At 61.2% G+C, this 26833-nt stretch carries 27 protein-coding genes, 1 tRNA gene and 2 pseudogenes; 15 read left to right on the forward strand and 15 right to left on the reverse strand.

Annotated features, from left to right (window positions below; translation table 11 throughout):
• The first annotated feature begins 19 nt into the window (after positions 1–19).
• From WKH79_RS12095 to WKH79_RS12110, 4 genes are read left to right on the forward strand one after another with little or no spacing between them, the layout of a single operon-like run.
• The gene (locus WKH79_RS12095) at positions 20–310 is read left to right on the forward strand and encodes a YggT family protein (protein WP_050601695.1); all 291 of its coding nucleotides are present in this window, start codon (positions 20–22) and stop codon (positions 308–310) included.
• Positions 310–1206, forward strand: coding sequence for a bifunctional methylenetetrahydrofolate dehydrogenase/methenyltetrahydrofolate cyclohydrolase FolD (gene folD, locus WKH79_RS12100; protein ID WP_341859022.1), 897 nt, complete (start codon positions 310–312; stop codon positions 1204–1206). The genes WKH79_RS12095 and folD overlap by 1 nt, the downstream gene beginning before the upstream one ends.
• Positions 1203–1904, forward strand: a complete 702-nt coding sequence (locus WKH79_RS12105) for a hypothetical protein (protein ID WP_341859023.1) — start codon at positions 1203–1205, stop codon at positions 1902–1904. Before folD ends, WKH79_RS12105 begins: the two co-directional genes overlap by 4 nt.
• 1 nt (position 1905) lies before the next feature.
• Positions 1906–2529, forward strand: coding sequence for a MarC family protein (locus WKH79_RS12110; protein WP_050601698.1), 624 nt, complete (start codon positions 1906–1908; stop codon positions 2527–2529).
• 23 nt (positions 2530–2552) lie between these two features.
• Here WKH79_RS12110 and WKH79_RS12115 read toward each other — a convergent pair.
• Positions 2553–3178, reverse strand: a pseudogene (locus WKH79_RS12115) (LON peptidase substrate-binding domain-containing protein).
• Complete coding sequence (locus WKH79_RS12120; RefSeq protein WP_341859024.1) at positions 3175–4101, reverse strand: tetratricopeptide repeat protein; 927 nt, start codon at positions 4099–4101, stop codon at positions 3175–3177. Before WKH79_RS12120 ends, WKH79_RS12115 begins: the two are co-directional and overlap by 4 nt.
• A gap of 196 nt (positions 4102–4297) precedes the next feature.
• Here WKH79_RS12120 and WKH79_RS12125 point away from each other — a divergent pair.
• From WKH79_RS12125 to WKH79_RS12140, 4 genes are all read left to right on the forward strand, one after another.
• Positions 4298–4372: transfer RNA gene (locus WKH79_RS12125), tRNA-Gly, on the forward strand.
• A gap of 650 nt (positions 4373–5022) precedes the next feature.
• Positions 5023–5160 carry a benenodin family lasso peptide gene (locus WKH79_RS12130; protein WP_156488976.1) on the forward strand — a complete coding sequence of 46 codons (138 nt, stop codon included), beginning with the start codon at positions 5023–5025 and terminating at the stop codon, positions 5158–5160.
• Positions 5161–5218: 58 nt separating this feature from the next.
• On the forward strand, positions 5219–5824 hold the full coding sequence (locus tag WKH79_RS12135) for a lasso peptide biosynthesis B2 protein (RefSeq protein WP_341859025.1): 606 nt from the start codon (positions 5219–5221) through the stop codon (positions 5822–5824).
• Positions 5821–7542 carry an asparagine synthase-related protein gene (locus WKH79_RS12140; RefSeq protein ID WP_341859026.1) on the forward strand — a complete coding sequence of 574 codons (1722 nt, stop codon included), beginning with the start codon at positions 5821–5823 and terminating at the stop codon, positions 7540–7542. Before WKH79_RS12135 ends, WKH79_RS12140 begins: the two co-directional genes overlap by 4 nt.
• On the opposite strand, the gene WKH79_RS12145 is transcribed toward WKH79_RS12140, so the two are convergent.
• The 3 genes from WKH79_RS12145 to WKH79_RS12155 all read right to left on the reverse strand — a co-directional run bounded on the left by WKH79_RS12145 (position 7531) and on the right by WKH79_RS12155 (position 12746).
• Entirely contained in the window at positions 7531–9681 is a 2151-nt protein-coding gene (locus WKH79_RS12145; protein WP_341859027.1) for an Atxe2 family lasso peptide isopeptidase, read from the reverse strand. The genes WKH79_RS12140 and WKH79_RS12145 overlap by 12 nt on opposite strands.
• On the reverse strand, positions 9678–12035 hold the full coding sequence (locus tag WKH79_RS12150; RefSeq protein WP_341859028.1) for a TonB-dependent receptor: 2358 nt from the start codon (positions 12033–12035) through the stop codon (positions 9678–9680). The genes WKH79_RS12145 and WKH79_RS12150 overlap by 4 nt, the downstream gene beginning before the upstream one ends.
• Before the next feature lie 129 nt (positions 12036–12164).
• Positions 12165–12746 (reverse strand): sigma-70 family RNA polymerase sigma factor, encoded by a 582-nt coding sequence (locus WKH79_RS12155; RefSeq protein ID WP_050601705.1) that lies wholly within the window; start codon positions 12744–12746, stop codon positions 12165–12167.
• Positions 12747–13138: 392 nt separating this feature from the next.
• Between WKH79_RS12155 and WKH79_RS12160 the strand changes: the two genes are divergently transcribed.
• The 3 genes from WKH79_RS12160 (at position 13139) to WKH79_RS12170 (ending at position 14967) form a co-directional block, all read left to right on the forward strand.
• Entirely contained in the window at positions 13139–13447 is a 309-nt protein-coding gene (locus tag WKH79_RS12160; RefSeq protein ID WP_228135324.1) for a DUF6499 domain-containing protein, read from the forward strand.
• Between the two features lie 7 nt (positions 13448–13454).
• Positions 13455–13934, forward strand: coding sequence for a DUF2285 domain-containing protein (locus WKH79_RS12165; protein WP_341859029.1), 480 nt, complete (start codon positions 13455–13457; stop codon positions 13932–13934).
• A 280-nt stretch (positions 13935–14214) separates the two neighbouring features.
• Positions 14215–14967, forward strand: a complete 753-nt coding sequence (locus tag WKH79_RS12170) for a LuxR family transcriptional regulator (protein WP_050601707.1) — start codon at positions 14215–14217, stop codon at positions 14965–14967.
• Between the two features lie 154 nt (positions 14968–15121).
• Here WKH79_RS12170 and WKH79_RS12175 read toward each other — a convergent pair whose 3' ends face one another.
• The 4 genes from WKH79_RS12175 to WKH79_RS12190 are packed head-to-tail and all read right to left on the reverse strand — an operon-like array spanning position 15122 to position 17430.
• Positions 15122–16588, reverse strand: coding sequence for an NAD(P)/FAD-dependent oxidoreductase (locus WKH79_RS12175; RefSeq protein WP_341859030.1), 1467 nt, complete (start codon positions 16586–16588; stop codon positions 15122–15124).
• A complete protein-coding gene (locus WKH79_RS12180) occupies positions 16491–16709 on the reverse strand; it encodes a GDCCVxC domain-containing (seleno)protein (RefSeq protein ID WP_341859031.1) in 219 nt (72 codons plus the stop codon). Before WKH79_RS12180 ends, WKH79_RS12175 begins: the two co-directional genes overlap by 98 nt.
• Complete coding sequence (locus tag WKH79_RS12185; protein WP_050601708.1) at positions 16709–17056, reverse strand: heavy metal-associated domain-containing protein; 348 nt, start codon at positions 17054–17056, stop codon at positions 16709–16711. The genes WKH79_RS12180 and WKH79_RS12185 overlap by 1 nt, the downstream gene beginning before the upstream one ends.
• An 11-nt stretch (positions 17057–17067) precedes the next feature.
• Positions 17068–17430, reverse strand: coding sequence for a mercuric transporter MerT family protein (locus tag WKH79_RS12190; protein WP_341859032.1), 363 nt, complete (start codon positions 17428–17430; stop codon positions 17068–17070).
• A gap of 59 nt (positions 17431–17489) precedes the next feature.
• Between WKH79_RS12190 and WKH79_RS12195 the strand changes: the two genes are divergently transcribed.
• The 3 genes from WKH79_RS12195 to WKH79_RS12205 all read left to right on the forward strand — a co-directional run bounded on the left by WKH79_RS12195 (position 17490) and on the right by WKH79_RS12205 (position 19532).
• Positions 17490–17915 (forward strand): helix-turn-helix domain-containing protein, encoded by a 426-nt coding sequence (locus tag WKH79_RS12195; RefSeq protein WP_050601710.1) that lies wholly within the window; start codon positions 17490–17492, stop codon positions 17913–17915.
• Between the two features lie 316 nt (positions 17916–18231).
• On the forward strand, positions 18232–18744 hold the full coding sequence (locus WKH79_RS12200; RefSeq protein WP_341859033.1) for an acyl-homoserine-lactone synthase: 513 nt from the start codon (positions 18232–18234) through the stop codon (positions 18742–18744).
• Positions 18741–19532 carry a phytanoyl-CoA dioxygenase family protein gene (locus tag WKH79_RS12205; RefSeq protein WP_341859034.1) on the forward strand — a complete coding sequence of 264 codons (792 nt, stop codon included), beginning with the start codon at positions 18741–18743 and terminating at the stop codon, positions 19530–19532. Before WKH79_RS12200 ends, WKH79_RS12205 begins: the two co-directional genes overlap by 4 nt.
• A gap of 45 nt (positions 19533–19577) precedes the next feature.
• On the opposite strand, the pseudogene WKH79_RS12210 reads toward WKH79_RS12205, so the two are convergent.
• The 3 genes and pseudogenes from WKH79_RS12210 to WKH79_RS12220 all read right to left on the reverse strand — a co-directional run.
• Positions 19578–20552, reverse strand: a pseudogene (locus tag WKH79_RS12210) (integrase arm-type DNA-binding domain-containing protein); the annotation flags it as partial.
• Between the two features lie 127 nt (positions 20553–20679).
• A complete protein-coding gene (locus WKH79_RS12215; protein WP_050601715.1) occupies positions 20680–21381 on the reverse strand; it encodes a tRNA (guanine(46)-N(7))-methyltransferase TrmB in 702 nt (233 codons plus the stop codon).
• A 19-nt stretch (positions 21382–21400) separates the two neighbouring features.
• Positions 21401–22168 carry a sulfite exporter TauE/SafE family protein gene (locus WKH79_RS12220; RefSeq protein ID WP_063512310.1) on the reverse strand — a complete coding sequence of 256 codons (768 nt, stop codon included), beginning with the start codon at positions 22166–22168 and terminating at the stop codon, positions 21401–21403.
• 128 nt (positions 22169–22296) lie between these two features.
• Between WKH79_RS12220 and WKH79_RS12225 the strand changes: the two genes are divergently transcribed.
• Complete coding sequence (locus tag WKH79_RS12225; RefSeq protein ID WP_341859035.1) at positions 22297–23511, forward strand: mechanosensitive ion channel family protein; 1215 nt, start codon at positions 22297–22299, stop codon at positions 23509–23511.
• A 63-nt stretch (positions 23512–23574) separates the two neighbouring features.
• Here WKH79_RS12225 and WKH79_RS12230 read toward each other — a convergent pair whose 3' ends face one another.
• The 3 genes from WKH79_RS12230 to lptB all read right to left on the reverse strand — a co-directional run bounded on the left by WKH79_RS12230 (position 23575) and on the right by lptB (position 26673).
• On the reverse strand, positions 23575–24270 hold the full coding sequence (locus WKH79_RS12230; RefSeq protein ID WP_050601718.1) for a response regulator transcription factor: 696 nt from the start codon (positions 24268–24270) through the stop codon (positions 23575–23577).
• Positions 24271–24412: 142 nt separating this feature from the next.
• Positions 24413–25861, reverse strand: a complete 1449-nt coding sequence (rpoN, locus tag WKH79_RS12235; protein ID WP_341859036.1) for an RNA polymerase factor sigma-54 — start codon at positions 25859–25861, stop codon at positions 24413–24415.
• A gap of 26 nt (positions 25862–25887) precedes the next feature.
• Positions 25888–26673 carry an LPS export ABC transporter ATP-binding protein gene (gene lptB / locus WKH79_RS12240; protein ID WP_230833907.1) on the reverse strand — a complete coding sequence of 262 codons (786 nt, stop codon included), beginning with the start codon at positions 26671–26673 and terminating at the stop codon, positions 25888–25890.
• Positions 26674–26833 lie beyond the last annotated feature (160 nt).

The raw sequence follows: 26833 nt of genomic DNA on the forward strand, positions 1-26833 counted from the left end.
CAAGGGAACGCACCACCACATGCAGGCGCTCAGCACGATCTACCAGATCATCTCCATGCTCACCAACGTGCTGGTGATGCTCATCATCATCCAGTTCATCATCGGCCTGTTGTTCGCCTTCAACGTGGTCAACCGGTCGAACGATTTCCTCGCGGGCTTCTATATGGCGATCAACCGCCTGCTCGAACCGGTGCTGGGGCCGATCCGCAACCTGCTGCCCAATACGGGCGCGATCGATTTCTCGCCGCTGGTGCTGATCATCCTGCTCAACATCGTCCTGATCGTCCTCGGCAATGTGATCTACGGCTGATGGCCGCGCAGGTCATCGACGGGAAGGCGTTCGCCGCCAAGCTGCGCGAGCGCGTCGGCCGGCAGGCGGCACAGTTCGAACAGGCGGCGGGGCGCAAGGCGGGGCTCGCGGTGGTGCTGGTGGGCGAGGACCCGGCCAGCCAGGTCTACGTGCGCAGCAAGCACAAGGCGACCGTGGCTGCGAACATGGAGAGCTTCGAGCATCGCCTGCCGGCGGATGCCGGCGAAGCCGAACTGCTCGCGCTGGTCGAACGCCTCAACGCCGATCCGGCGGTCGACGGCATCCTCGTCCAGCTGCCATTGCCCGGCCACCTCGACGAACAGGCGGTGATCGCCGCCATCAGTCCCGACAAGGACGTCGATGGCTTCCACGTCACCAACGCCGGGCGACTGGCGGTCGGCCAGAGCGGTTTCGTCCCCTGCACGCCGCTCGGCTGCATGATGCTGCTGACCGACCGGCTGGGCGATCTCTCGGGGCTCGAGGCGGTGGTGATCGGCCGGTCGAACATCGTCGGCAAGCCGATGGCGCAGCTGCTGCTCGACGCCAATGCCACGGTGACCATCGCGCATAGCCGCACCAAGGACCTGCCCGCAGTGGTCAGGCGCGCCGACATCGTCGTGGCCGCAGTGGGCCGCGCCGAAATGGTCAAGGCGGAATGGCTCAAGCCGCAAGCGACGGTGATCGATGTCGGGATCAACCGCCTGCCGGCAGAACCCGGCACGGACAAGGGCCGACTGGTCGGCGATGTCGACTATGCGGGCGCGCAGGGCGTTGCCGCCGCGATTACCCCGGTGCCCGGCGGGGTCGGGCCGATGACTATCGCGGTGCTGCTGCGCAACACGCTGGTCGCCGCCTATCGCAACGAAGCGCTCGACCTGCCCGAAGGCGCGCTGTGAGGCTCGCCATCGCCCTGCTGGCGCTGGCGCTTACCGCCTGCACCGCCGGGCCCGGTTCACGCGATCGCTATGCGCGGCTGCTGACGCCGGCTGCCAATCCTTCCAAGGTGGTGGCCGCCGAACTGGAACTTGCCCGCGCGGCGCAGGAAGACGGGCAATGGTCCGCCTTCCGTGATTTCTCCGCCGGCGACGCGGTGCTGTTCGTGCCCGAGCCGGTGGCAGCACGCGACTGGCTGCAAGGCCGCGCCGATCCCGCAGCGGCGCTGCAATGGCAGCCGCATCACATCTGGTCGAGCTGCGACGGGTCGCTGGCGGTCACCCGCGGGGCCTGGCAGCATCCGGATGGCGCGCAGGGCGAGTTCACCACGGTATGGCAACGCCGCCCGGATGGCGACTACCGCTGGACGCTGCATCAGCGCATCGCGCAAGATACCCCTCGCGCGGCGCCGGAATTCGTCGGCACCGATGTCGCCGAATGCCCGGCACGCGGTCTGGCGGCGGAGCTGCGCGAACAGGCCACGCAGTCGCGACCGGTCGATGGCGGCACCTATTTCGACCAGGTCAGCGGCGATAGCAGCCTGTTCCTGACCTTCGTGGTCGCACCCGATCTGTCGCGTCACTGGAAACTGATGCTGCACCGCGATGGCCGCATGGTCGATGCCATGGCGGGCAGCGTCGCGGCGCCGGTGGAGGAGTAGCATGACCGCCCTGTTCCTGTCCGCATTCATCACCCTGTTCGTCGTCATCGACCCGCCGGGCTGCGCGCCGATCTATGCCGGATTGACCAAGGGTGCCTCGGCGGCCCAGCGCCGCAACATGGCGATCCGCGCATCGGGGATCGCGCTGGTCATCCTGCTGGTCTTCGCGCTGTTCGGCGAGGACTTGCTCGGGGCGCTGCATATCGAACTCGACAGCTTCCGCATCGCGGGCGGCCTGATGCTGTTCTGGATCGCCTTCGAGATGGTCTTCGAAAAGCGCACCCAGCGGCGCGAGGAACGGGCCGAGAAGGTGGCCGCGACGCCCGAGGTCGAAGACGTGTCGGTCTTTCCCATGGCCATTCCCATGCTGGCCGGGCCCGGGGCGATCGCAGCGATCATGCTGCTGATGAACGAGGCGCAGGGGATCGAGCAGAACCTCATCGTGCTCGGAGCGTTGGTCGCGGTCATCCTGATCACCATGGCCGCGCTGATCGCCGCAGGGCCGATCATGCGGCTGTTCGGCGACAAGGTCGAAGCCGCGATCACGCGCGTTCTCGGCGTGCTGCTGGCCGCGCTGGCGGCGCAATATGTCATCGATGGGCTGCGCGGCAGCTTCTTCGGCTAGGGCGGCCTGGCCCGCGCCGCGCGTTATTGCAGCGTGACGATCTCGTCGCCGTCGTCGCGCAAGGCAAAGAACTGCATCAGCTGGATCATCAGGTCGCAACGCTTGCGCAGGTCGGGCGCTTCGAGCAGCGCCTGCTTGGAAGCCAGAATCGAAGGGCGCGATCTGCGCAACGCCGTTGATCAGCGTTTCGTCATCGAGCTGATCGACCGAATCCCAGTCGACCGAATAGCCCTGCATGTCGGCGAACCGCCGGGCTTCGAATTCGAAGCCGGCGCGTTCGACCGTCGACAGCGTCTGTCCGGACGGATCCTCGATCATTTCGGCTTCGACCTGCCTGAAGGCGGTCGCCACCTCGAGTTCGCGGAGCACGCGAAACCGCGATTCTGCCGTCGAGCACGATGTTGTAGCGTCCGTCTTCCAAAGCCTCGACATCGCCGATCCGGCCGACGCAGCCGACCGTATAGAGCGGTGCGCGATCGCTCGGCTTCTGGGGCTGGATGATCCCGATCAGCCGGTCCTTGGCCAAGGCACTGCCGATCAGCTCGCGGTAGCGCGGCTCGAACACATGCAGGGGCAGTTGCAACCCCGGGAAGAGGATCGCCCCCGCAAGCGGGAAGATGGAAAGACGCTGGCTCAACGGCCGCCCTATCCGAACAACAGGCGCGAGAGGCGCCGCCGGGTCGCTACCACCCACGGATCCTCGAGACCGACAGCTTCGAAGATCTGCAGCAATTTGGCGCGCGCTGCGCCCTCGTTCCATTCGCGGTCGGTTTCGACCATCGCCAGCAGTTCGTCGGCTGCGGCATCGCGATCGCCCGCAGCGAAGGCCGCCTCGGCGTAATCGTAGCGCGCCTGCATATCGCCGCCTTCGGCCTGCTGCCTGAGCGCGGCGAGTTGCCCGTCATCGACCTTGTTGCCAGCCAGCTCGAGCGCGGTTTTCGCCTGTTCGATCTGCGGATCGGCAGCCACCGCCGGATTGGCTTCGGCCGCGCTCAGCGCCGCCCGCGCCTGTTCGACATGGCCTGCCTGCACGAGCGCGCGGACCAGCCCGGCATGCGCCGCGGCATTGTCGGGCGCCATCTGCACCACCTGTCCGAAAACACCTGCCGCGCGTTCGGCGTCGCCCTCGGCCAGGACCTGTTCGGCCATGGTGACGAATTGCGAGACGTCCTGCTGCTGCTGCTGTTGGCCGCCTGCCGCGCCATTGTCGCCGCCGCCATCGAGCGGCAGCTGGGCGAGGATCTGGTCGAGCGTCTGCTTGAGCTGCGATTCGCTGCGCGCATTGGTAAGATCGGCCACCGGCTGGCCCTGGAACATTGCATAGACCGTCGGGATCGACTGCACCTGGAACTGCGCGGCGATGAACTTTTCCGCGTCGACATCGACCTTCTTCAGCACCACGCCCTTGTCGGCATATTCGGCCGCGACCTTTTCGAGCATCGGTGCCAGCGCCTTGCAGGGGCCGCACCACTCGGCGTGGAAATCGAGGATGACGAGCTTCGACATCGACGGTTCGACGACGTCGGTCTTGAAGCGCTCGACCGCTTTCTGTTCGTCAATGCTCAGCCCCATGCTCGCCACGTAAGTCCACCTTTCATCTGAAAATTCCGGTATGCCCCATGTGGGCATTCGCGCGGCAATGTGAAGGAGCGCCGGCACGCTCGCAAGGGTCGCAAAAAATCTGCAATTTTCGGCTTGCGAGACTCAAAGGCCGCTGCTAGTTGGCCGCCTCCCCACCGGGACCACCCAGTTCCGGTAGCGCCAGTGAGCGGGCGTAGCTCAGGGGTAGAGCACAACCTTGCCAAGGTTGGGGTCGGGCGTTCGAATCGCCTCGCCCGCTCCATTTTTCGTAGTCAATTCAACGGTTTAAAAGAACTGTTCTTGAAGCTAACTAGCGATTTTTACGGCAGGTGACCACCGGGTGACCACCGTTTTTACGCTGGAGAACAGGTCGTCTCGGACGGCTAGATATTCGCCAGACGCGTACCAACCCGTCCCACCGCCGATCCTGCGAGGGCACTGGCGATTCGCGACATCGGTGCGAAAGGCGGAGCATGACGCGAATCGTTATCTCTTCGAGACTACCGACAACTAGCTGGCCATATTGTGAATCGGAATGCCCACTCGCCTTCATTATCTACATTGGCGAATTCGCCAAAGCGCGGCGCCGGGCAAAAAGTACTGCATCAGGCGGAAGACGACCGACTGCTTTGAGTCCCGAAAAGTAAGTATTGCTGACTATTTTCTTCCAACCTTGACGATTTATCAAAGACCCGCGAGCCACTGTTATTCGCGACCGGGTGTCGATGCGTATGTCCAGGCTGCACGCTAAAGGTATCGATGCGCCTGCCAACGGGCGTTTTCATCGCCCGGTCACATCCGCAATTTGCGGGCTGATTTATAATGACATTATAAGTTGGCCGTTTTCCTTGCTCAGCTTCAGTCTTGGGGTTGCGACACAATGAGTCGTGAATCCAGAAAGAGGAGTAAGTGATGAAGGATTTCGAACATAATGAGAATGAGGTCATTGACCTCGGAAAGGCCTCGGTGGAGACCAAGGGCAACGCCCTGTTTGATATCGATGTGAGCAGCGGCCGACTGTCCTATGCGACCGGCCTCGCCGAAGACTGAGCCTCGCGGGGGCGCGCGTTCTAGCAGGACCGCGCCCCTTCGCTGCAATCCTACTGCCGTGACCGAGTTCAGCAGCAGCGATATCGCCTGGGCCGAATGCAGCGGCAGCTTCGTTTTTCTCGATATTGCCGAGGATCGCTACTTTCAGCTGCCAGCGCCTCGCGAGGAGGCTTTTCGCGCCCAGGTTAAGGGCCAAGACTGGTATCAACCAACCGCTTTCCCGCGCCCACCCGAATGGACCAGACCGCGTATTGTTTCGCCCGAGATCCATGAGGGCCCCTTCCGGCTGGCCCGCGTTTCAGCGGCAATCTGGACCCAGCGCCGGATCGAGCGCCGAATTGCAGCGCGTTCTTTCCGCGAAGTCCTGCTGGAGCTGAAACGCCTGAAAGGTCCGCTGGTGACCAGTGATACAAGTGACACCGAGCGGGCTATTGAGCTTCGCGCCTTTGAACACGCCCGGCTCCTGCGCAGTGCAGCAGATCGCTGCTTGCCGCGCTCGATTGCGCTAGCTCTGCGGCTGGCCCGGCGCGGCATCCACGCCCATATCGTTATAGGCGTCAGAAGCGATCCATTCGGCGCCCATTGCTGGGTCCAGCACGGCGAGGCCGTGCTCAACGACACTGCCGAGGAAGTGCTGCGCTACACGCCAATACTGGTTGTATGACCATACTGGGCTTTGCACTCGCATTGCCGCGCCAGAAATCAGCGGCGTCTGCTCGGCTGCAGATCACGCCGAGCCTGCAGGATCTGTGCGGCGATCTCCCGCGGCTCTGGACAGCGCAAGACACGCATGTCGCGGACCTTGGCTCTGCCGGATGTGTGATCGGCACGCTCTTCTCCCGGGACACCGCGCATCGCGTTTCTCAGTTGCCAGAGGTGGGTGCTCGCTCTGCGAAATGCCTCGCCGCCAACCTCGCCGCGAACTTCTGGGGTGCCTATATCGCAATTCTTCCCGATCAGGACCGTAGCGATTTGGCCGTGATGCCGGATCCTTCCGGACTGGTTCCGATCTACCGCCTGGTGACAACAACCCATGTGGTGCTCACCTCTGATCCGAAACTCTTCGAGCAGGTCTGTGGCAAGAGGATGAGTATGTCTTGGGATTCTCTGGCTCGCTTTTTGATGTGTTCCGAATTGCGCGCGAGACAAACCTGTCTCGTCGGTGTCGACGAGCTTCGGCCCGGTGCCTTGACCTATCCGGCTGCTTGCGATCCCGAAGAATTCCCAGTCTGGCGGGCGCAGCAGTTCCTGCCGGGCAGACTATCGCTCTCCTATGATGAAGCGAGATCGCACCTTCGCAAAGTGGCGATCCGTGTCATGGGCGCATGGGCCGACGAGCTTGGACCCACGACAGTGGCGGTGTCGGGCGGCGTCGACTCTTCCCTCGTCTGCGCCGCGCTTGCGAGGGCGCAAAAGCCGTTCTCCTGCGTCACGCTCGCGACCGCAGACAGAAGCGGCGACGAGCGGGACTATGCCCGTCTTCTGGCTAAGCACCTGGGTGCAGAGTACGCTGAGCGGATTTATGATCCTGTGCGTTTCGATCCCCAAATCAGCGCCTCGGCCAGTCTTCCGCGTCCGAGCCGGAGATCGTTTCTGTCGACCATCGATGCGCTGCTCGCCGATGCCGCAGGTGACCTCGGAGCGCAGATCGTCTTCGACGGCAATGCCGGCGACAATCTGTTCTGCTTTCTTCATTCAGCGGCGCCGGTCGTCGATCGATTACGTGTTGAGGGACCCGGGCGCGGTGCGGTCGCAACCCTTCTGGACATGTGCCGGGTTACCGGCTGCGATTTGCCTACTATGGTCAAGGCGACGCTAAAGCGTTTGGTACGCCGCCCACGCCGCGAATGGTCTTTTGATCGGCGCCTGCTTGCCGATCATCTTGCATCGGACGAGGCGTTGGACCCCGTAACTCCCTGGCTCGATATCGGTGTCGGGCGCCATGGGGGGAAACGCGATCATCTTGCCCTGATCATGCGCGCCCAGCACCATGTTCACGGGCTTGGCGTCGGGCCTGAACGCTTCTCACCGCTGATGAGCCAGCCTTTGCTCGAATTGTGCCTGAGCATCCCCACATGGCTGTGGGCCAAAGGCGGTCGCAACCGTGCGCTCGCGCGTGATGCTTTTGCCGCTGACCTTCCGCAGAGCCTGTTGGCACGCACCTCCAAATCAGGACCAGACAGCTTCATCCGCCTCGCGTTCCACCACCATCGAAGCGCCATTCGCGAATTGTTGCTCGATGGCCTGATCGCACGGAATGGATTGCTCGACCGCGCGAGAGTTGAGGCCGCATTTGAACTCGACACATCGCTCGATGGGTCGACCATTTATCGGCTTCTCGATCTGGCCGAGGCCGAAACCTGGGTCCGGTCATGGCAATAAGGATCGCCCGTCGAAACATTGAAGCTCTTCGGGAGAGGGGGCGCCTTCCATCTCGCTCCACCGCCGGTATTGCTGCGCTCGTGCCGGATCGCAGTTGATACGATCCATTAGCCAGAATTCGAACCATTCGGTCGATCGCTCGTAGATCGCCTGCCGGTGGGCGGGCTGCCATTTCACATGCGTTTCGTTTTCCAGCACGTAAAGCTCGATTGCCCGCCCTCGATGAGAATAGGTTTCTATCACATCGAGGCCGCCTTCATATTCGCTGTCGCCAGTCTGGATGAGGATCGGCACATCTACCGTGTCGACATTGAGGATGAGCGACATGGGTTTCCAGAATTCTTCGGTACCGGGTTCGAAATGGCGGTAGCCCATGGCGCGAACGAAATCTGTAAACCGGGGTCCGGCTGCCGTCGGATAGGAATACATATCTTCGCAGCATGATCCCATCGAGGCGACTTGGAACAAGTCTGAGTTGATAAGTGCCCACTGCACTGTTGATCCGCCGTCGCTGAATCCGCTGATGCCCATCCTCCCGGCATCGACCGCGCCTGTCTCAATGGCGAGCTCGAGCGCGATCTCCAGCGACGACTGCACTCTGCGGCGGTCGATCCAGTCGGCGCGGTTGGCGCGGACAAGCTCCTCCTCACTCGTTGCGGTGAGCGCTGCAGCCGAGAAGGTCGGGCGATCAAAACTGAGCACAGCAAAGCCGCGGTTCGCCAGCGGGTGGATCGGCACTTCGTCGCCGGTCCCGCCGCGCAGGAACCCGTCGCTGGTGTATTGCACGACCACCAATGGGTGTTGCTGCCCCGGTCTGTGATCGGGCGGCAGAACAAGATCAGCGAAGCTTTCCGAACCATATGCATTGCGAAACCGGAGCCGCTGCACGGTTCCGAAAACTGCGTTCGCCAGGTCTGGGTTGGGATCGTAGACCACCCGCTCGGCGCCCGTTCGGATATCGATTGCGACAATGCGCCGGGGCCTCGCAGCCCCTTCGCGCGCGCAGATCAGTTCGTTTGCAAAAGGGCCGCACCCGATCAGAACGTCATCGGTTGTCAGCAGCGAATGGGGCTGGCCCTCCCCCATATCCCAGCGCAGGATCGCCATCTGGCTGTTCGCCCAGCCCGTTCCCTGAAGGGCAAGCAATGTCCGGCCTTCGGCTGCCCACCACAGATGGCGGATACCTTCGCACGCCTCCGCATCGCAGGAGATCCGGCTGCCGCCGGGCCGCATCACTGCGATGCGCGACCGACTTATCAGCCGGTCGGGATGTTTGGGCTCAAGCCACGCTGCATATCCGTCCGGCCCTGCGGCATATTCGCGTGCTTGCGCAGGCAGCGTGGCAGGCCGGTGCGCAACGAGAAGCTCGGCCTCGCTGGCTGTCGCCGGACGGACGCTGCCATCGCCGAGGGCCACGAAGGCATATTCCGGGACAATCTCACCAGTCGGAATCGGCCGGTCGGCAAATTGCGGAGAGAAGCGATCGTCAAACAGAAAGCCTCGCGGAGCCTCTTGCGCAATTGCTTCCGCCTGCTGGCGAATGCCCGGACGTGTTTGCACGATGAGGCCATTGCCGTCAGCCGTCCAGGCAAAGCGGTCGACATCGTCGGGCATGGCCGTTGCCCGATGCGTTGGATTTCCGCCTGCTGGATCGGCAATCCATACCTGCGTCGAACCATCGATGCGCTTGAGATAGCCGATGCGCGTCCCATCCGGAGACCAGCGGGGCGCATTGGGCCTGTCCCAGCCACCCATGATCGCCGGAAAATCGCGGAGCGGAAAGTCATCCCGGATAAACTCACCGCCTCTGTCGATTTCGGTTTCAGTCTCGCTTCCATCCATCGCGGTCACCACGAGCCTCAGGCAATACGCATTGGCTTGCGGGTTTGCGCGCTTCACAACAAAAGCGATCCGTTCGCCATCGGGTGAGATTTCGAACGCCGAAGGCGCGCCGGTCGGAGCTGCCCTGCCAATGTCCGCAATCCGGACCTGGTCGTCGAGCGTGAATGCCGATCTTTGCGCTTGCGCGCTGCTCGGCGTTTCATCGAACAAAGCACACGGGTCCTGGTCGCCAGGATCGATATATGTCGTCGGCACGATCGTCTGCGAAAGAGCGGCGACAAGCAGTATGATTGTCACCAGTGCCTCCGGATGCCGAAGGTGACGAACCGCCCGCTCGGCGAATAATTGGTTGAATCATAGGGTGTGTCCGTCGGCCCGGTCTGGCCGAGCGTTTCGGGTTCGTCGTCGAACAGGTTCTGGATCGTGAGCGAGATTTCGAGGCCTGGTTCGCGGCCCTCTCCGCGAACAATTTTATAGCTCAGGCCGAGATCGACCGTGGCGCTGGGCGAAAGGCGGCGCTCTTCCTCGAAGCGGCGGTCGCGCAGCGCGCCGATATAGTTGGCGGCGATATTGGCCGCGAACCCGCCAGACTGATAGCGCGCCGTGCCCCGCGCACGGTAGCGTGGTGGATTGAAAACCATTCCGGCTAGCTGAACCTCGGGCAGATCGGGCGTGACCTGTTGCTGGCTATCGAGGAAGCTGCCCGAGAGATCGAAGGAAAGTGACTGTTCGTCGCCCAGGTTCTGGTTCCAGGCGATCCTCGCATCCACGCCTTCGATGGCCCAAACCGCAACGTTTCTGTTCCGGTTGTCGACAAAGGCGGCAACATTGGCGGGATCGTAGGGGGAGCCCGAGAAGTTTTCGAGACCGAATAGCGATCCAGCAATGAGCTCGGATAAAGTTGTCGGATCGGGAGAGAAATCGATCAGGTTTGCAAACCCCGGGTCGCGGAAAGCAGCCGCAATCGAGCCCGCAATCGGTCGCACCACCCGGTCTTGATAGCGAATGTCGTACCAAGTGGCCGAAATCGTCAGTTCGGGAATGGCGACCGGCTGCAGCTCCACACCGGCGGTCCAGCTGCGCGCGCGTTCTGATGTCACGTCCGGATTGCCGCCGCTTGTGAAAAACACCGTGTCGGACCCCGCTCCGGCGCCGAATACGGCCGCTGGCAGCAGAATGGTCTGATAGGGTATGAAACGCTGAAAGAGGGTCGGAGCCTTGAACGAGCGCGCCCAGCTGCCGCGCAACGCCAGCCCTTCGACCGGTGCGTAGCTCAAACCAAAGCGCGGCGTCGTCTGTTGATCGAGGCCTGGATAATCTTCGTGACGCGCCGCCGCCGAAAGGGTCAGCTCGGCGACTCCATCGATTGCATTACGCGGCGAAACGACCGGCAGGAAGAGTTCGCCATAGGCGAAACGCGCGCGCTGCGTCTTGTCGAAAGCGATCAGTAAATTTCCCGCTTCGCTGCGGCTGAAATCGAGCGTGTTGTTTCGCAGACCCGCGCCGACAGCCAGACGCGCCTCGCCTCCGGGAAGCGTGAACAGCGGACCCTCCAGACCCGCTTCGAGTGAGAAAACCTCATTGCAAAAACACCCCTCGGTCACGCTCGACGACCCGTCCTGCAGCGCGAAGGCGGTCCGGTAGTGCGTCCGGTCGCGGCCGAACACTCCCAGCACTGTTGCCTGCCAGTCTCCTGCGACGTCGAATTTCAGTGACGGGGCGAGCGTATAGGATTCCACCTCCGGATCGGCTTCCGATCGAAATGCCGATGATGCGGCCACGAGCGTTGAGCTTCGGCTTGAATAAAGCGCGTCGATACTGGCCTCGAGGCCGGGCGCGAGTTCGTGATGTGCCGAAAGCGTAACGGCATGGCGTTGCTGCGAGGGGAAGAGCGTGGTCTCCGGATCAAGCGAGCTGGCATAGGAGCGCTGGCCAGCCTCGATCGCCGAATTGTTTGCAAAATCGTAAGCGACGAAGAACCCGCCCCCGCTCCAGCGCGTGCCCGCCACTATATCGGCCTGCTGGCGGAAATTGCCGCCATCCGTGCTTGCGCCGATCTGCGCGGATGTCGTGATGCCTTCAAAATCGCGGCGAAGGATTACATTGACCACGCCCGCGACCGCATCTGAACCGTAGAGGGCCGAGGCTCCGTCCGGAACGATTTCAATCCGGTCGACCGCCGCGAGCGGGATGGATGAAATGTCGACCCCTGCAAAAGCGGAATCATAGGGTAGCCGGTGGCCGTTGAGGAGTGTCAGCGTCGCATCTGGTCCGAGACCGCGCAGATTTGCGCTTGAGGCCGAATTTACGTTGCTGTTGGCGAACCCTGCGCCTGATCCAATACCTGGATTTTGCCCGCCGGAAAAGTTCTGCGGAAGTGTCCGGATCGCTTCGCCCAGATCGATCTGGCCCGCTTCGACGATCGCCTCGCGGTCGAGCGAAATTGTATCGCCAATGATCCGCGCGCCCCGGATCCGCGTTCCTGTAACGACGATCGCGTTGTCCCCGCTGGCGACATCCGAATGATCGTCCTGCACTTCATCGACTTCACTCTGGGGCGGCCCTGCGGATTGGGCGAGAAGCGGCGAAGAAAAGCCTGCCAGGGCGGTTCCTGCCAAGAGCGCCGTAATTGTCCGGATTGTCGATTGCATTGTCATCTCCCTGATCTGTTGCGATTATGTCGCCACAGGGAATGACGCAGGCATTCACGAGCACCTTAGTTTCAAATGAAATTAAATTTGCAAAGCCTGATCTTTGTGCGGTAAATCTGTCGCGCGCATTCAGGCCCGATCAGCGAAAACCGTGCGAAGATGCGCGAGCGCTTTCATCATGTGATAATCGACTGTCGGCAGCGCGATGCCCAACTCTTGGTGGATCTGACGGTAGGATTTTTTCTCGAAGCGGTTCATCCTGAAGATGCCCGCCGTTTTCTCGGGCAACTGCGCCAACGCGGTCTCGAAGCGCCCGGTCGTCTCTTCCACCTCAATTCTGTCCTCCTGCTCGGCGCAGCACGGCGCATCGGTGTTTTCGACCAGTGGCACCGTCCTGATGCGGCATTTCTGTCTGCGGGCTTCATCGACCAGCAGGTTGCGAGCGATCCGGAATAGAAATCCTGCCGGGTTCCGGAGATCTGTCAGTTGCGGGCTGGTCGCAGCGCGCACGAAAACGTCCTGAACCAGATCGCGGGCTCGCTCACGACCGACGCAGCGCGAAAAATAGGCAAGCAGGCATGCGCTCTCTCGGCGGTACAGGGCGTCGAGCGGGCAGGGCGAGCTTACCCGAGCTTGCGGTGCCGGGGTTCGCAGCGCGGAGCTCGATAGTTGATGATCGTCTCGCCGGGTGTCGGCAGAAAGCTGGTTCATGCAATGGACTGGGAGGCAACCGCAATCGGCGGCTCGTCATTGCAAGCCGAGTGCGGGATCCAGTACTGTGCCGCCGTTCAGGAGGTATCGACGTCCCTTGACCGGTTGGGCCGCCGGGCCTTGAGCGGACCGGCGTGCATGATGGCTGGCGGAAATATCCACGCGGTCGGCGCCAGAGTTTCAAACCGCGCGGGTCGAATGTGCCCAAGACAAAAGCAGCTTGCAAGGGGCAAGTGTCTCCATTTTCGAGGCATCATGATACCCGCCCGGCGTTGCGGTCGCGCCGATATAGGGCACTCACATGCCTAGTACTGGGGAGGGCCCCTCCACATGCTTGGAATGTCCGCTGTTATCCCGCGGCGCTAGCCATCCGAGCCGAAAGGAGGTGCTCTATGGCTCAATCATCTGCCGACGATACTGGTACAGGCGACTTCGATTTTTCGGACTTCGCGCAGGAATTCCTGCGACGCAATCCGGCGTACAAGGATCAATATGCCAGACTTCATTCGCGCGATACCGGCGACAAGAAACCATCCGCCGCGCGGCGAATAGCTCGGTCATGGGGCCTAGAATTTCCCGTTCGATCCGAGTGTTTCGGCCACAGACAGCCCGGCGATCTGGAGAAGCGATGCGAACGCAAGCGTCGTTATCGTGGCTGGCGGCGCCCGGGACCTTGCCGGAATCAGAGGCACATTGGCTGAGTGCAGGGTGATTGCCCAGCACGAGAACGATGCCGGACAGCACATGGTGGTTTCCGATACGCGAAATCGTCATCGCGTCCTGTTGGCGCGCGAGCCAACTCCCGGCATTGATGGCTATGTCGTCCCCGACGATGCCGATCTTGGTGTCCGCGTAGCAGCTCTCAGTGAATTCCACCGGTCGAAAGAAGGCGCGGCGACAAAGGCGCACCATCGACTCCTCAAGCCATCTGCTTACAAACGCTACAGACTGAGCATCCTGCTCGCCATTCTCGATCTGCTCGAAGACGCCTCACCCAAGCAGGTGACATTGCAAGAGCTCGCCAAGGCGCTGATCTATCCAGGCCTCAAAGCGGGCCGCGCGATCGACTGGAAAACATCATCGCATCGCCGGCAGACACAGCGCCTCGTCGCCGAAGCGCATCGCATGGCGGCTGAGGGTTATCGTGAATTGCTCAATCCCTCACGGGGCAAGCGTTGTGCGAATTAACTGGCGTCGAAATCGTATTCGCCCGGCTGGCCTACCAGTCACAGGCCAGACGAATATCAGGCCTACGTCCTTGCAAAGTCATCCCAAATTCGCTGAAGTCGTTATGCCTCTCCTTGTGGCGCGATCTGCATCTCGCGACCGACGCCGCAAGGAACCCGACCTTCGGGGGCGCAACTGCAGCAGCCGGAACCGGTGCAATGGAAGCGCCGGGACTGGCCACCAGCAGGCGATCGGACGGCGGCGTGTTGGATAGCGCCCTGCCGATCGGACGGGCAGGGCTATGCAGGCTTATTTCGCGGAGGAATTCGCATCCGAACTGGTCAATGTCCAGTCAGACGAGGAACTCGACCAGGCGCTGAAGCAAGTCTGTCGGCGGCTTGGCTTCGACCACTTCGCCTTGAGCCTCGAGCTGCGTTCAGGATCGTGCGAGGCTCCCGGTTTGCTCCTGCATGATTATCCCGACGAATGGGCCAAGGTGTATGTCGGGTTCGATCTGGCCGGACAGGATCCGGTCCGGCGAGCCTGCGACAAGTCGTTTGTCGGCTTTGCGTGGGGCTCACTGGGCGAACTGATCCCGCTAACTCGCGGTGATCGCCAGATGCTGGCGGTGGGGCGCGAATGCGGAATCGGTGATGGCTACACTGTCCCGCGACATTTGCCCGGTCTTGCGCGCGGAACGTGTACATTTGCGGTCTGCCCCGACCGAGACCTGCCACACAGTCGCTTTGCGGTCGCAGAAATGGTCGGTACGCTCGCACTGAGCTGTGCACTGGGACTGGGCTCAGCTCAATCCGACGAATCCGTGCCTGTCCTGAGCGACCGGCAGCGCGAATGTCTTCTGTGGGTCGCACGAGGCAAGACCTCAGCCGAGACGGCCATGATCCTTGGGATTGCGACCGAAACAGTAATCCAGCATCTCAAAATGGCGCGAGAACGCTATCAGGTTCACTGTAAGCAATCTTTGATCGTTTCGGCGCTGTTCGATGGTCTGATCGGGTTTTCCGATATCATCCGATGGCGCGATGCGGGATGATTGGCGAAACAGAAGCTCTAAGGCCGGAACCGCTCGGAGGCCGTCAATTGCTGACCATCAAGCTCGATGGAAAGTGAATATTCTACGCCCCAAACCATGCAAGCAGCTAACGTCTTCACCAGAAGCCGACGATCAACAGCTGGTATCGAGCAGATTACAGCATGGACCCTAAATCCGAGCCAACCGAGGGGTAGGCCGCGACCAATTTCTTCAGATCTCGAGTTGTCAGTGACAGCCTCATTGCAAGGCCGAAGAAATTGATAATCTCCCCGTATTCGGGTCCAAGCAGATGCGCGCCGAGGATAGTGTCGGTGTCTTTATCGATGATAATTCTGGTGGCAGCACAGGTCTCGCCAACGCGAAGATTGGAATACCAATTGCCAGTGTCGTTTTCCGCGACGCGGATATTGTGACCGGCTTCCTCTGCTTCTTCTTCGAGCATTCCGACGCGGGTTAATTCCGGAATTGTAAACACAGCGCTGGGCACGCCGCGATAGTCTGGCTTGGTCTGATTGCCCTTGAGCATGTTGGAGGCAGCGACCTTGCCTTCGAATACTGCGACAGGTGTCAACGGAGGCCCGTGCGTGTTGGCCGCATCGCCTGCGGCGTAGATTTTCGGGTTGGACAGGCTCTGCAAATATTCATTGACTGCTATTCCCTTGTCTCCCGCCTCGATATTGGCAGCGCTCAGGTTCAGGCGATCGATTTCAGGCACGCGTCCCGCACCGTGCACGACCAGATCGGCGTGCAAGTCTTCGGTTTCACCATTCTTTTCGACAGTGACGATGAATTCGACGCCGTCAGTGGCGATCGATTTCAGCGATGTGCGCCGACGCAATCCCACCCCAATTTCCTCACCTCGTGCTACAAGCTTTTCGACGAGGTTTGTGTCAAAGGCCTTCAATGGCCTGTCACCGCGATCAATGATCTGCACCTCGCTGCCAGCTCGTGCAGCGATATGACCGAACTCGAACGAGACGAACCCGCCGCCGATAAACAATATACGCTTCGGGAGGGCGTCCATCCGCATGAATTCGGTGCTGTTGGTGAGGTGTTCGGCACCTGGAACATCCACCGGGCGGGGCTTGGCGCCAGTAGCGATCAGGATATGGTTGGCTTGAAACCGCCCTTGGCCCTCGATTTCGATCGTGTCTTCGCCAGCAAATTGCGCCGTCCCGTGAAGCGTGGTGACGCCGTTACTGTCGAGACCGCCCTCGATCTTCTCGGGCATTCTGTCGGTAAAGCTCTGAGCGAAGGCGATGAGATCAGCCCAGTTGATCGCGATATCATTCGGTTCAATACCCTTGCCCTGCATCAGCCGAGCTCCATCGATGATTTCGGCGCCTCGCCGCAGCATCTTCTTGGGGTCGCAGCCGCGCAGCGCGCAGGTGCCGCCATAGGGAAGTTCGTCAACCACTGCGACCGACCAACCCGCAGCGGCGCATTTGTTCGCGGCATTCACCGCCGCCATTCCGACGCCGAGTACGATAAGATCGAAGCTGCGTTCGTTCATGTCATTGACCTCAGCAGCATTCAACGCTTGTGCCATTGGCACGCGCTTCTTGAATTGGCGGGCAAGGCACTGTGCCGAACGAACAGAAGACACAGCAGTCGCCTGCATTGGGTTTCAGCTTCATTCCGCAGCCCTTGCAGTCGTAGAAAAACCAGCATGCGTCGGTCGGCATGGTTTCGATTTCCTGGTGTCCGCACTGAGGGCACGTGAGCGTGGATTGTAATTGCATCAGAGGTCGGTCCCGCTAAATTGTGTTTGGGCAGGATAGCCTGCCTCGGTCGAAGCAGTGGCGATGTCGCGCATGGTGGTTTTGGCAGGATCGAAATGCGCTGTAGCAGTCTTGGCTTCGTAATCGATTGTCACATCATGCACACCTGCAACGCCTTCCATTGCGCGCCGCACCGTGATCGGACAGGTCGCGCAGGTCATATTTTCAACCGCGAAGCTTGCCGTTTGCAGCGTTTCAGCACTTTGAGCGGTTTTCTCGTTCGAGGACTGCGGCATGAGCGTCGCTGCCCCAATGCCTGCTCCGGCGATGGCCAATCCCGCAGCAACGGCAATCATTGTTTTTTTCATCCGTCTAACTCCTAATAAAAATGCGGCGCCCACCAATCGACCGTGGCCGAGGCAGCAACCAAGGCGGTTGCCAGCCACAGGGCGCTTTTTAGGATCGGGCCCGCTTCAGCACGCGCGCAATATGTACTGTCCTCACAAGTCTCGACTTCTCGGAAATGGACATGCCAAAATCCGAGGCCCAGACAAGCGACCGCTACAGCAATAAAGATCCACTTATAGGGTTCGAGCGCGGTCAGATTGCCGATCCACGCGCCGCTGACGCCGAGGCTCAACAGGAGCAGCGGAGCAATGCAGCAGGAGGCTGCAAAAACCGCACTTAATGCGCCACCGCTCGCCAACAATCTCTGGGAGGTCTTTTGCGTTTGATCGGCCATGGAGTTCAATATAATCTCTGTAGTTACTACAGGTTCAAGCACAAATTGGCACGCGGCATATGACGACATCAAAAATGATCAAGCGAGGCGAACTGGCCAATCGGTCAGGCTGCAACCTTGAGACCATTCGCTATTATGAAAAGATCGGTCTGCTGAAGCCGCCCGAGCGCACGGCCAGCGGGCACAGGCTCTATTCGCGCGATGACCAAGCGCGGCTTGGTTTCATCCTGCGTGGCCGTGATCTCGGCTTCTCGATCGGAGAGCTCAAGAGTCTGCTCACTCTCGTCGATTCTCACGACTACAGCTGTGGTGAGGTTTTAGAGTTGACTGACGGCCATCTAGCGAGCGTTCGGCAGAAAATTATTGACCTGAAGAAGCTCGAGCGAACGCTTGCCGATGTCTCGGCTCAGTGCGACGGCGGCGACGTTCCCGAGTGCCCCATCATCGACGCGCTTTACGGGCATAAGGTCGTTGTGCCCAATTGAGGTTTCACGTCGCCAAGGCCCGTAAATTGGCTGATTTAAGATTTGAAGAGAGGAACAGAACAGAGCGAGCTCGCCGTTGCGACTGCGTCCGATGACACGATTATGAGCACCCCAAAGTCGCAGCATCCCCAGTTCTTGGTATGTCTGCGATCGCCCCGATCTGGTGAAAGGCGACCTGTCTTCAAATCGCCAGGTAGCCGCCATGCAACACTCCCCAGTTTCTCTCCAAGCTTGCCCTTCGGATCCAGCACTTCGCGCAATGTTCGAGGCGCGCAAGCGGGTATTCGTCGATCTTCTCAAATGAGATGTTCCCGTTTTGGATGATGCATACGAGATCGACCAGTTCGATACGCCCGATGCGAGCTATTTGGTGCTGACCGACGGAGAAGGCCGTCATCGCGCTTCAGCGCGCCTTTTGCGGACTGACGGCGCTCACATTCTCGGGGAGCTATTCCCCTGTCTGTGTGATGGTCCGATACCCTCTCGGTCCGATTTTCGCGAGATCACGCGTTTCTGCATCGAACCCACGCTCTCGCGGTTTGAGCGCCGCACGGCACGCGACCAACTTGTGACCGCGCTTGCCGAGCATGCCCTAAAGACCGGACTGTCGGGCTACACCGCTGTGGCCAATAGAGTTTGGTTCCGCCAAATCGAAAACTTCGGCTGGCAATGTCGCACACTTGGCGGCGGCTGCAGGATTGACGGTGAGGACCTTGTCGCACTGCAGATCGATATAGATTGCGACACGCCGGACGATCTCGCTCGCGGCGGTATCTATCGAAAAGGTGCCTATCGGGTCGCCGAGGCGGCATCGGAGGTGGTGTCATGAGCGATATCAAATCAATCGATTGGCTCGAACGGCTGCAGAAGGATGGCTATTGCATCATTCCGGACCTCCTTCCTCAGAGCAGCATCGCGGCGCTCGATGCAGATCTTGAACGGGATTTTACCGAAACCCCTATGGGTCACGGCGATTTCTACGGGTTTCGCACGAAGCGTTTCGGTAGTTTGTTGCGCCGCTCCCGCTGGGCCTGTGACCTTGTTCTGCAGCCTCTCATCCTTTCGCTGGCCCGCGAAGTGCTCGGAAAGGCTTGCGACCGAATTCAGCTCAATGTGGCCCAGGCAATAGCCATTCACCCCGGCGAGATCGAACAATTCCCGCATTGCGATCACGACATGTGGGCAGGTGCAAAGGGTGAACACGAATATCTGCTCAATGTCATTTGGCCGCTCACCGACTTCAACTCATCCAACGGCGCGACCCGCATCTATCCCGGGACACATAAACGTCCTGTCGAGAGCCTCGATCAGCTCGGTGATCCGATTGTTGCGGCAAGCAAGCCAGGTGATGCGATCTGCTTCCTCGGTTCGACCGTGCACGGTGCTGGACCAAACTTGACCGAAGACGTCCGACGCGGCGTTGTGATCGGCTACAGCCTCGGCTGGCTCAAGCCGTACGAGAACCTTTGGCTGGCATATCCGCCAGAGGTCGCGCGAAATTTTCCGCCCGAACTTGCTGAATTGGCAGGTTATGCGCAGCACCGGCCGAATCTTGGGAACTACGAAGGTCAGTGTCCATCCATTCTGCTCGGTGAGGCGCTGGAAGTTGGTCGCTAGCGTGCGCCGAAGATCGTGCAGCCGCCAGGGTTGCAATGGCTCACCAAGTTTTTGCTCTATGAGACCGTCCAGTTTCTTCTTGCCCTTGGCGTAGCCGGTAAAGCCTGCCCCGCTTGACGTGGCAAACACGCGTCCTTTCTTCGGCCAGTTTGCGCCACCTGCCTGCCGATCGAGTTCGGCAACGGCAAGGTCGTTCAGCGGGATCGCGTTTGGTTCATTATTCTTTGTTCGTGAACCTGGTAGCGTCCAAAACCGGTCTTTCCGATCAACCTCTTGCCAATGTATTCCTGAAACCTCTTCGCGGCGTTGCCCTGTTGCAATGAGCAAGCGGACAATTGGACCGAAGCAAAGATAGCATTCGGGAGCTGCCTCCCAAATGTGTCGAAGCTCGTCGTCCTGTAGCCAGCGATCCCGCGGTCTTACCGGCGGTGGTGCTTCCATTCCCTCCATAGGACTGCGCTCGATATCGCCACGACTGACAGCCCATCGGAATAGGCGCCGCATCACCGCAAAGACATTCCGGCGATTGGCAACCTGATGCTCGGGCATATTGTCCAGGACGGCTACGATATCCGGCCTCGAAACTCGGGGAAGCGGCTTTTTTCCGATAACCGGTTCAAGGTAAAGCCGGATGACGCGTTCAACGAGCCTCGCCCAGCCAACACCCTTGCAGGACCGAGCGAAATGCGACGCATAGTTGTCGAATGCGAGATCGACGGCTTCGCGGCGCCTCTGCTTATCATCGTCTACAGGGTCGATACCTTGCGCAATTAGTAACTGAAGGCGTTCCGCCTCCACTCTCGCTGTCGTCGGTGTCCACGGCGACCCGTGCGCCCCGATAGTATAGCGTCTTGTTCGAGCTTCACGGCCGCCCATTCGGAACTGCAGCACATAGGATATCGAGCCGGCTGGAGTGATTTTCGCACCGAATCCTTTGAGGTCCGTATCCCAAAGGAGCTGGCTCGAGCTGCTCGGCTCCAGCGCATCTATCGATTTTTTCGTGATTTTTCCTGTTGCCATCCCAAACCTCGTGTCCCTTTTCTGGCAATCACCGGGCAATCACGCAAGCGGAAAAAGGGGCGAAATGGAGGCAATTCTAGCGTAAGGTGAATCTGCTAAGTACATTGTTTTACAATGATTTCGTACTTTAGCGTCGTCTGAATCGAAAGTACCACACTTCGTGGTCGTAGACTGTGCGGGCCTTGTGCTCGTAGCGCGTCTCGGGCCAGCCGGAGGGGCGGTTCTGCCAGCTCGCAGGGCCTTCGGCGACCCATTCGAATTCATCGGTGAAGCGCCGCATCACCATCAGCGCATGGCGCAGATAGACCGCGTGATCGGTACCGAAGCGAAATTCGCCACCGGGCTTCAGCTTGTCGGCGATCATCCGTACCGGGCCATCGTTCATCATCCGCCGCTTGGCGTGCTTGTTCTTGGGCCAGGGATCGGGGTGGAGCAGATAGACCATCGTCAGCGCGCCATCGGGCACGCGGCGGAGCACTTCCAATGCATCGCCATGCTGAATTCGGACATTGGCCAGCGTCCGGTCGCGCACATGCGTCAGCGCCTGCGCCACGCCGTTGACGAACGGTTCGGCGCCGATGAAGCCGTGGTCGGGCAGCATGTCGGCGCGCTCGGCCATGTGCTCGCCGCCGCCAAAGCCGATTTCGAAATGCAGCGGGCGATCGAAGCCGAACAGGCGTTCGGCTGTCACCGGGCCTTCCGCGGGCACCGCGATCTGGGGCAGCAATTTGTCGACCAGTTCCTGCTGCGACGCGCGCAGCGGTTTGCCCTGGCTGCGGCCGTAGAGCCGGTTGAGGGTGGTGGGGTCGCCTTCTTTAAACGCGCTCATGGCGCGGCCGCCTACAAGCCTACCCCCACGCCGTCCAGATGCCGTAGGCGCTGGTCACGCTCAGCGCGATGCCGACAAGGACCAGCATCAGCTTGGGGCTGAAATGCTTGGCTGCCATAGCGCCGAAGGGTGCCGCCGCGATCCCGCCGATGATCAGGCCCAGCGTCGCCCCGGCGATATGCGAGATGCCCAGATGATAGATGAAGCTGGCCGAAATGGTCAGCGTGAGAAAAAACTCGACCGAATTGACCGTGCCCACGACCTTGCGCGGTTCGGCCCCCTGGACCAGCAGGTTGGAGGTCACCACCGGTCCCCAGCCGCCGCCGCCTGCCGCATCGAGGAAGCCGCCGACCAGTCCCAGCGGCGCGACATGCCTGGCCTGCCGCACGCGCGGGGGATATAGCAGGCCGCGGATCAGCAGCCACACGCCGATCCCGGCGAGATAGATCAGCACGAAGGGCTTGATCGTATCGCCATCGATCGAAGTGATCAGATAGGTGCCCAGCAGGCCCCCGATCACGCCGGGGACCAGCAGGCGGAAGAACAGCCCTTTGTCGATATTGCCGTGCAGCAGATGGCTGATGCCCGACGTCGCGGTGGTGAAACATTCGACCAGGTGCACGCGCTGCGAAGCCAGCGCCGGCGGCACACCGAGCAGGCCGACCATCAGCGTGTTGGTGATGACCCCGAAGGCCATGCCCAATGCGCCGTCGACCATCTGTGCTGCGAAACCGATGAGAATGAAGGGGATTATGGGCCCCAGATCGAAACCGAACACCTCCATCATGGGGGTGGGCCTTTCAATGTTGATGCCGCCTGCAGCTACTGCGTCCGCTTCCCGGCGACGAGATAGAAAATCTGCCTCGACGCGCGGGGCTTGAACCCGGCGGGGGCAGCGGGGTAGTTGCCCGGGCGATGCAGGCACTCTTCGATGACTATTCCGCGCTGGCGCTATGGCTCCAGTCCCTGATCGCGCTGCTGGGGCTGGCCGCGCTGGCATTCGCAGTGAACTGGTTGCTCAAACGCGTGCTGCTGCGCTTTGCGGCGCCCTATCTCGACAACCGGACCGATACGGCCGACCGCGGCGCGGCCTGGCTCGCTACGGTGATCCCGCTGCTGATCGTCTCGCGCGGGATCCTGCTGGTGCCCCATTTGCCCGAAACGGTGGTGACGGTGACGGTCAATGTGGCGCGGGCGCTGATCGTGTTGTCGATCGCCATGGCGATTGGCTGGGCGCTCAATTACGCGAACGAGCTGTACTCGCGCCGGCCAGAGGCGCGCAGCCGGCCGATCAAGGGCTATGTCCAGGTGGTCAAGATCGCCGTTTTCTGCGGCGCGGCCATCCTGATGATCGCTGTGCTGATCGAACAATCGCCGCTGCTATTGCTTTCGGGTCTGGGCGCGATGGCCGCGGTGCTGCTGCTGGTGTTCAAGGACACCATCCTCAGCCTCGTGGCCAGCGTGCAACTGACCAGCAACGACATGCTGCGGGTGGGCGACTGGATCGAGATGCCGAGCATGGATGCGGATGGCGATGTGGTGGATATCGCGTTGCACACCGTGAAGGTCCAGAATTTCGACAAGACCATCACCACCATTCCGACGCACCGGCTGATCGCCGACAGTTTCCGCAACTGGCGGGGGATGACCGACAGCGGCGGGCGGCGGATCAAGCGGTCGCTGGTGATCGATCAGAACTCGGTACGGTTCCTCGGCGAAGAAGAAGTCGCCGGGCTCAAGCGCTTCCGCCTGCTCGACGACTACCTCGCGCGCAAGGAGAAGGAGATCGCCGAGTGGAACCGCCATGAACTGGCGGGCGACGACGATGCGGTCAATGCGCGGCGGATCACCAATATCGGCACGCTGCGGGCCTATGTGATTGCCTATCTGCGCAGCCACCCCAGTGTTGCGAGCACCAATTTCACGCTGATGGTGCGGCAATTGGCGCCGGGGCCGGAGGGTCTCCCGCTCGAAATCTATTGTTTCGCCGATACGGTCGAGTGGCCGATCTACGAAGCGATCCAGGCGGATATCTTCGACCATCTGTTGGCTATCCTGCCCGAATTCGGCCTGCGGATATTCCAGCAGCCGAGCGGGCTCGATCTCGCCCGGCTGGCCAATCCCGCATAGCAAAACGCCCGGTAGCCGAGGCTCCGGGCGTTTCTCGCTATCCCGTCCGGGGAAAGCCGGTGATCAGGCCGCCTCGGCCTCTTCGTTCGGATCGCGCAGCACATAGCCGCGGCCCCATACGGTCTCGATGTAATTCTCGCCGCCACAGGCATGGCTGAGCTTCTTGCGCAGCTTGCAGATGAAGACGTCGATGATCTTGAGTTCGGGTTCGTCCATGCCGCCGTAAAGGTGGTTGAGGAACATTTCTTTCGTCAGCGTGGTGCCCTTGCGCAAGCTGAGCAGCTCGAGCATCGCGTATTCCTTGCCCGTCAGGTGGACGCGGGCGCCGTCGACTTCGACCGTCTTGGCGTCGAGGTTCACCGCCAGCTTGCCGGTGCGGATGACCGACTGGCTGTGGCCCTTCGAGCGGCGCACGACGGCATGGATGCGGGCGACCAGTTCTTCGCGGTGGAACGGCTTGGTGACGTAATCGTCGGCGCCGAAACCGAAGCTGCGGATCTTGCTGTCCATTTCGGCGATGCCCGAAAGGATCAGGACCGGGGTCTGGACCTTGGCGACGCGCAGCTTCTTGAGCACGTCGTAGCCATGCATGTCGGGCAGGTTCAGATCGAGCAGGATGATATCGTAATCATACAGCTTGCCAAGATCGAGCCCTTCCTCGCCGAGGTCGGTCGAGTAGACATTGAAGCCTTCGGTCGTGAGCATGAGCTCGATGGCCTTGGCGGTAGTCGGCTCGTCTTCGATCAGCAGTACACGCATGGGAAATCCCCTGTATGGCCCCTAAGTACGGCGGTAACCTCCGGTAAAGAGGTATTGCCCTGTATTAACCACACAACATCTGAACGGGAAAGGTTAACGCGCGGTAAAGGGCGTTAACTTTTTTGCGCGTGGCATGCTTGCGTCACAGCGCCGCGAGCTTCTTCTGCCGCCGTCGCTGCGCGCTGGAACCGATGCCGATCGCCTCGCGATATTTGGCGACGGTGCGCCGCGCGAGATCGAAGCCCTCTTCGTTTAGCAGGTCAGCGAGCTTCTGGTCGGACAGCACCTTCTTGGGGTCTTCTGCCTCGCTCAGTGCCTTGATGCGCGCCTTGATGGCTTCGGAAGAGGCGCCTTCACCGTCGGCCGCGGACACCCCGCTGGAGAAGAAATACTTCAGTTCGAACGTGCCGCGCGGGCACGCGAGATACTTGTTGCTGGTCACGCGGCTGACGGTGCTTTCGTGCATCTCGATCTGTTCGGCCACTTCGCGCAAGGTCAGCGGGCGCATCGCGGTGACCCCGTGCCGGAAGAAGCCTTCCTGCTTTTTCACGATTTCGGCCGCGGTCTTGAGGATGGTCTTCTGCCGCTGGTCGAGCGCGCGGATCAGCCAGTCGGCCTCGCCCAGTTGTTCGTTGAGCCAGCTGTGCGCGGCCTTGTCGCGGGCACCGGTCTTGAGTTCGAGGAAATAGTCGCGATTGACGACCAGCCGCGGGAGGCTGGCTTCGTTGAGCCGGATGTCCCAGCCATCGGCGCTGGGCGCGATCAGCACGTCGGGGACGATTGCGGCCTGCGCGGTGCCGCCATAGGCAAGACCCGGCTTGGGATCGTAGCCGCGCAGTTCGGCCAGCATGTCGGCGAAATCCTCGTCATCGACCTCGCACATGCGTTTGAGCCTGGCGATTTCGCCCGCAGCGACCAGATCGAGATTGTCGATCAGCCGGGCCATGCAGGGATCGTAGCGGTCCGCTTCCTTGGCCTGCAACGCCAGGCATTCGCTCAGTGACCGCGCGCCGACCCCGGTGGGATCGAGCGACTGGACCGTGGCCAGCGCCTGCTCGACCGCCGCGAGCGGGGCGCCGAGTTCATCTGCGATGACCAGCAGGTCGGTGGGCAGATAGCCCGCTTCGTCGAGTTCGCCGGCGATGCGCAGCGCGATCAGGGCTTCCCGCGGATCGCGCGCCACCGCGCCGATCTGGTCGGCAAGATGTTCCGCCAGCGTTGGTCCGGCGGACGAACGGTTTTCCAGATCGGGCAATTCCGCGCTGCCCGCGCCACCGATATCGCCGCGGCTCCAGTCGCCCATGTCGCCCGGAGCGGCCTCGGGGTCGATCGCATGGTCCGCAATATCCAGCGCATTGTCGCCGCCCATGTCGGGGGCGCTGTCATGTTCCTGCGGTTCGGCGCTCGTATCGCTGGCGGTCTCGCGGCTTACTTCGCCCATTTCCAGTAAGGGGTTGGATTCGAGCGCATCGGCGACGAAAGTCTCGATTTCGAGATTGGACAGCGCTAACAGCTTGATCGCCTGCTGCAGCTGCGGCGTCATCACCAGCGACTGGGTCTGCCGCAGATCGAGACGCGGGGCCAGCGCCATGGATCAGCTCCGGGCGGCTTCGGGCATCACAGAGTGAAACTTTCGCCCAGATAGAGCCGCCGCACGTTTTCATCGGCCACCAGCGCTTCGGGCGTGCCGGCGAACAACACCTGTCCGCCATAGATGATGCAGGCGCGGTCGACGATCTCGAGCGTTTCGCGCACGTTGTGATCGGTGATCAATACCCCGATCCCACGCGTCTTGAGGTCCTTAACGAGGTCGCGGATATCGCTGATCGAAAGCGGGTCGATCCCGGCAAAGGGTTCGTCGAGCAGCATGATCGACGGCTTGGCCGCCAGGGCGCGGGCAATCTCGCAGCGCCGGCGCTCGCCACCCGAAAGCGCCATCGCGGGGCTGGCGCGCAGCCGGGTAAGGCCGAATTCGTCGAGCAGGCGTTCGAGTTCCGCGGCGCGCGTTTCCGCGTCGGGTTCGACCATCTCGAGCACGCTGTTGATGTTCTGCTCCACCGTCATCCCGCGAAAGATGCTGGTTTCCTGCGGCAGATAGCCAAGCCCCAGGATCGCGCGGCGGTACATCGGCAGGTTGGTCACATCCTCGCCATCCATCAGGATGCGCCCGGCATCGGGGCGCACGAGACCCATGATCGAATAGAAGCAAGTCGTCTTGCCCGCGCCATTGGGGCCCAGCAGGCCGAGCACTTCGCCCTTGCCCACGCTGAGCGAGATGTCGGTCAGCACTGCCCGCTTGTCGTAGCTCTTGGCGATCGACACCACTTCGAGCCCGCCCTGCGGGATCGGCGGGGCGGCGTCGTGCACCGCATCGTTTTCGTGGCTTGTTGCAATATCGGCCATGGCCCGTGCCATAGCACGCGTCCGCCATGTGAAAACCCCCGCCACGCGGCCTGATCGACGAACTGGCAAGGTTCCTGCATGGGCGCTGGGCAGATGGCGCCCGCAGCTGCCGGGCCGTGCAGACAGCCTTTCGCGCACGATTGCTTGCCAGCGGGCAACA

Source organism: Qipengyuania sp. GPGPB31 (genome assembly GCF_038396345.1).
GTDB classification, from domain to species: Bacteria; Pseudomonadota; Alphaproteobacteria; order Sphingomonadales; family Sphingomonadaceae; genus Qipengyuania; species Qipengyuania citrea.

What these genes read in the sequence shown, in the direction of transcription:
- WKH79_RS12095 (WP_050601695.1), top strand. Translation starts at nt 20, where the DNA reads ATGCAGGCGCTCAGCACGATCTACCAGATCATCTCCATGCTCACCAAC.
- folD (WP_341859022.1), top strand. Translation starts at nt 310, where the DNA reads ATGGCCGCGCAGGTCATCGACGGGAAGGCGTTCGCCGCCAAGCTGCGC.
- WKH79_RS12110 (WP_050601698.1), top strand. Translation starts at nt 1,906, where the DNA reads ATGACCGCCCTGTTCCTGTCCGCATTCATCACCCTGTTCGTCGTCATC.
- WKH79_RS12120 (WP_341859024.1), bottom strand. Translation starts at nt 4,101, where the DNA reads ATGGGGCTGAGCATTGACGAACAGAAAGCGGTCGAGCGCTTCAAGACC.
- WKH79_RS12130 (WP_156488976.1), top strand. Translation starts at nt 5,023, where the DNA reads ATGAAGGATTTCGAACATAATGAGAATGAGGTCATTGACCTCGGAAAG.
- WKH79_RS12140 (WP_341859026.1), top strand. Translation starts at nt 5,821, where the DNA reads ATGACCATACTGGGCTTTGCACTCGCATTGCCGCGCCAGAAATCAGCG.
- WKH79_RS12150 (WP_341859028.1), bottom strand. Translation starts at nt 12,035, where the DNA reads ATGCAATCGACAATCCGGACAATTACGGCGCTCTTGGCAGGAACCGCC.
- WKH79_RS12155 (WP_050601705.1), bottom strand. Translation starts at nt 12,746, where the DNA reads ATGAACCAGCTTTCTGCCGACACCCGGCGAGACGATCATCAACTATCG.
- WKH79_RS12160 (WP_228135324.1), top strand. Translation starts at nt 13,139, where the DNA reads ATGGCTCAATCATCTGCCGACGATACTGGTACAGGCGACTTCGATTTT.
- WKH79_RS12170 (WP_050601707.1), top strand. Translation starts at nt 14,215, where the DNA reads ATGCAGGCTTATTTCGCGGAGGAATTCGCATCCGAACTGGTCAATGTC.
- WKH79_RS12175 (WP_341859030.1), bottom strand. Translation starts at nt 16,588, where the DNA reads ATGCAGGCGACTGCTGTGTCTTCTGTTCGTTCGGCACAGTGCCTTGCC.
- WKH79_RS12180 (WP_341859031.1), bottom strand. Translation starts at nt 16,709, where the DNA reads ATGCAATTACAATCCACGCTCACGTGCCCTCAGTGCGGACACCAGGAA.
- WKH79_RS12185 (WP_050601708.1), bottom strand. Translation starts at nt 17,056, where the DNA reads ATGAAAAAAACAATGATTGCCGTTGCTGCGGGATTGGCCATCGCCGGA.
- WKH79_RS12190 (WP_341859032.1), bottom strand. Translation starts at nt 17,430, where the DNA reads ATGGCCGATCAAACGCAAAAGACCTCCCAGAGATTGTTGGCGAGCGGT.
- WKH79_RS12195 (WP_050601710.1), top strand. Translation starts at nt 17,490, where the DNA reads ATGACGACATCAAAAATGATCAAGCGAGGCGAACTGGCCAATCGGTCA.
- WKH79_RS12205 (WP_341859034.1), top strand. Translation starts at nt 18,741, where the DNA reads ATGAGCGATATCAAATCAATCGATTGGCTCGAACGGCTGCAGAAGGAT.
- WKH79_RS12215 (WP_050601715.1), bottom strand. Translation starts at nt 21,381, where the DNA reads ATGAGCGCGTTTAAAGAAGGCGACCCCACCACCCTCAACCGGCTCTAC.
- WKH79_RS12220 (WP_063512310.1), bottom strand. Translation starts at nt 22,168, where the DNA reads ATGATGGAGGTGTTCGGTTTCGATCTGGGGCCCATAATCCCCTTCATT.
- WKH79_RS12225 (WP_341859035.1), top strand. Translation starts at nt 22,297, where the DNA reads ATGCAGGCACTCTTCGATGACTATTCCGCGCTGGCGCTATGGCTCCAG.
- WKH79_RS12230 (WP_050601718.1), bottom strand. Translation starts at nt 24,270, where the DNA reads ATGCGTGTACTGCTGATCGAAGACGAGCCGACTACCGCCAAGGCCATC.
- rpoN (WP_341859036.1), bottom strand. Translation starts at nt 25,861, where the DNA reads ATGGCGCTGGCCCCGCGTCTCGATCTGCGGCAGACCCAGTCGCTGGTG.
- lptB (WP_230833907.1), bottom strand. Translation starts at nt 26,673, where the DNA reads ATGGCCGATATTGCAACAAGCCACGAAAACGATGCGGTGCACGACGCC.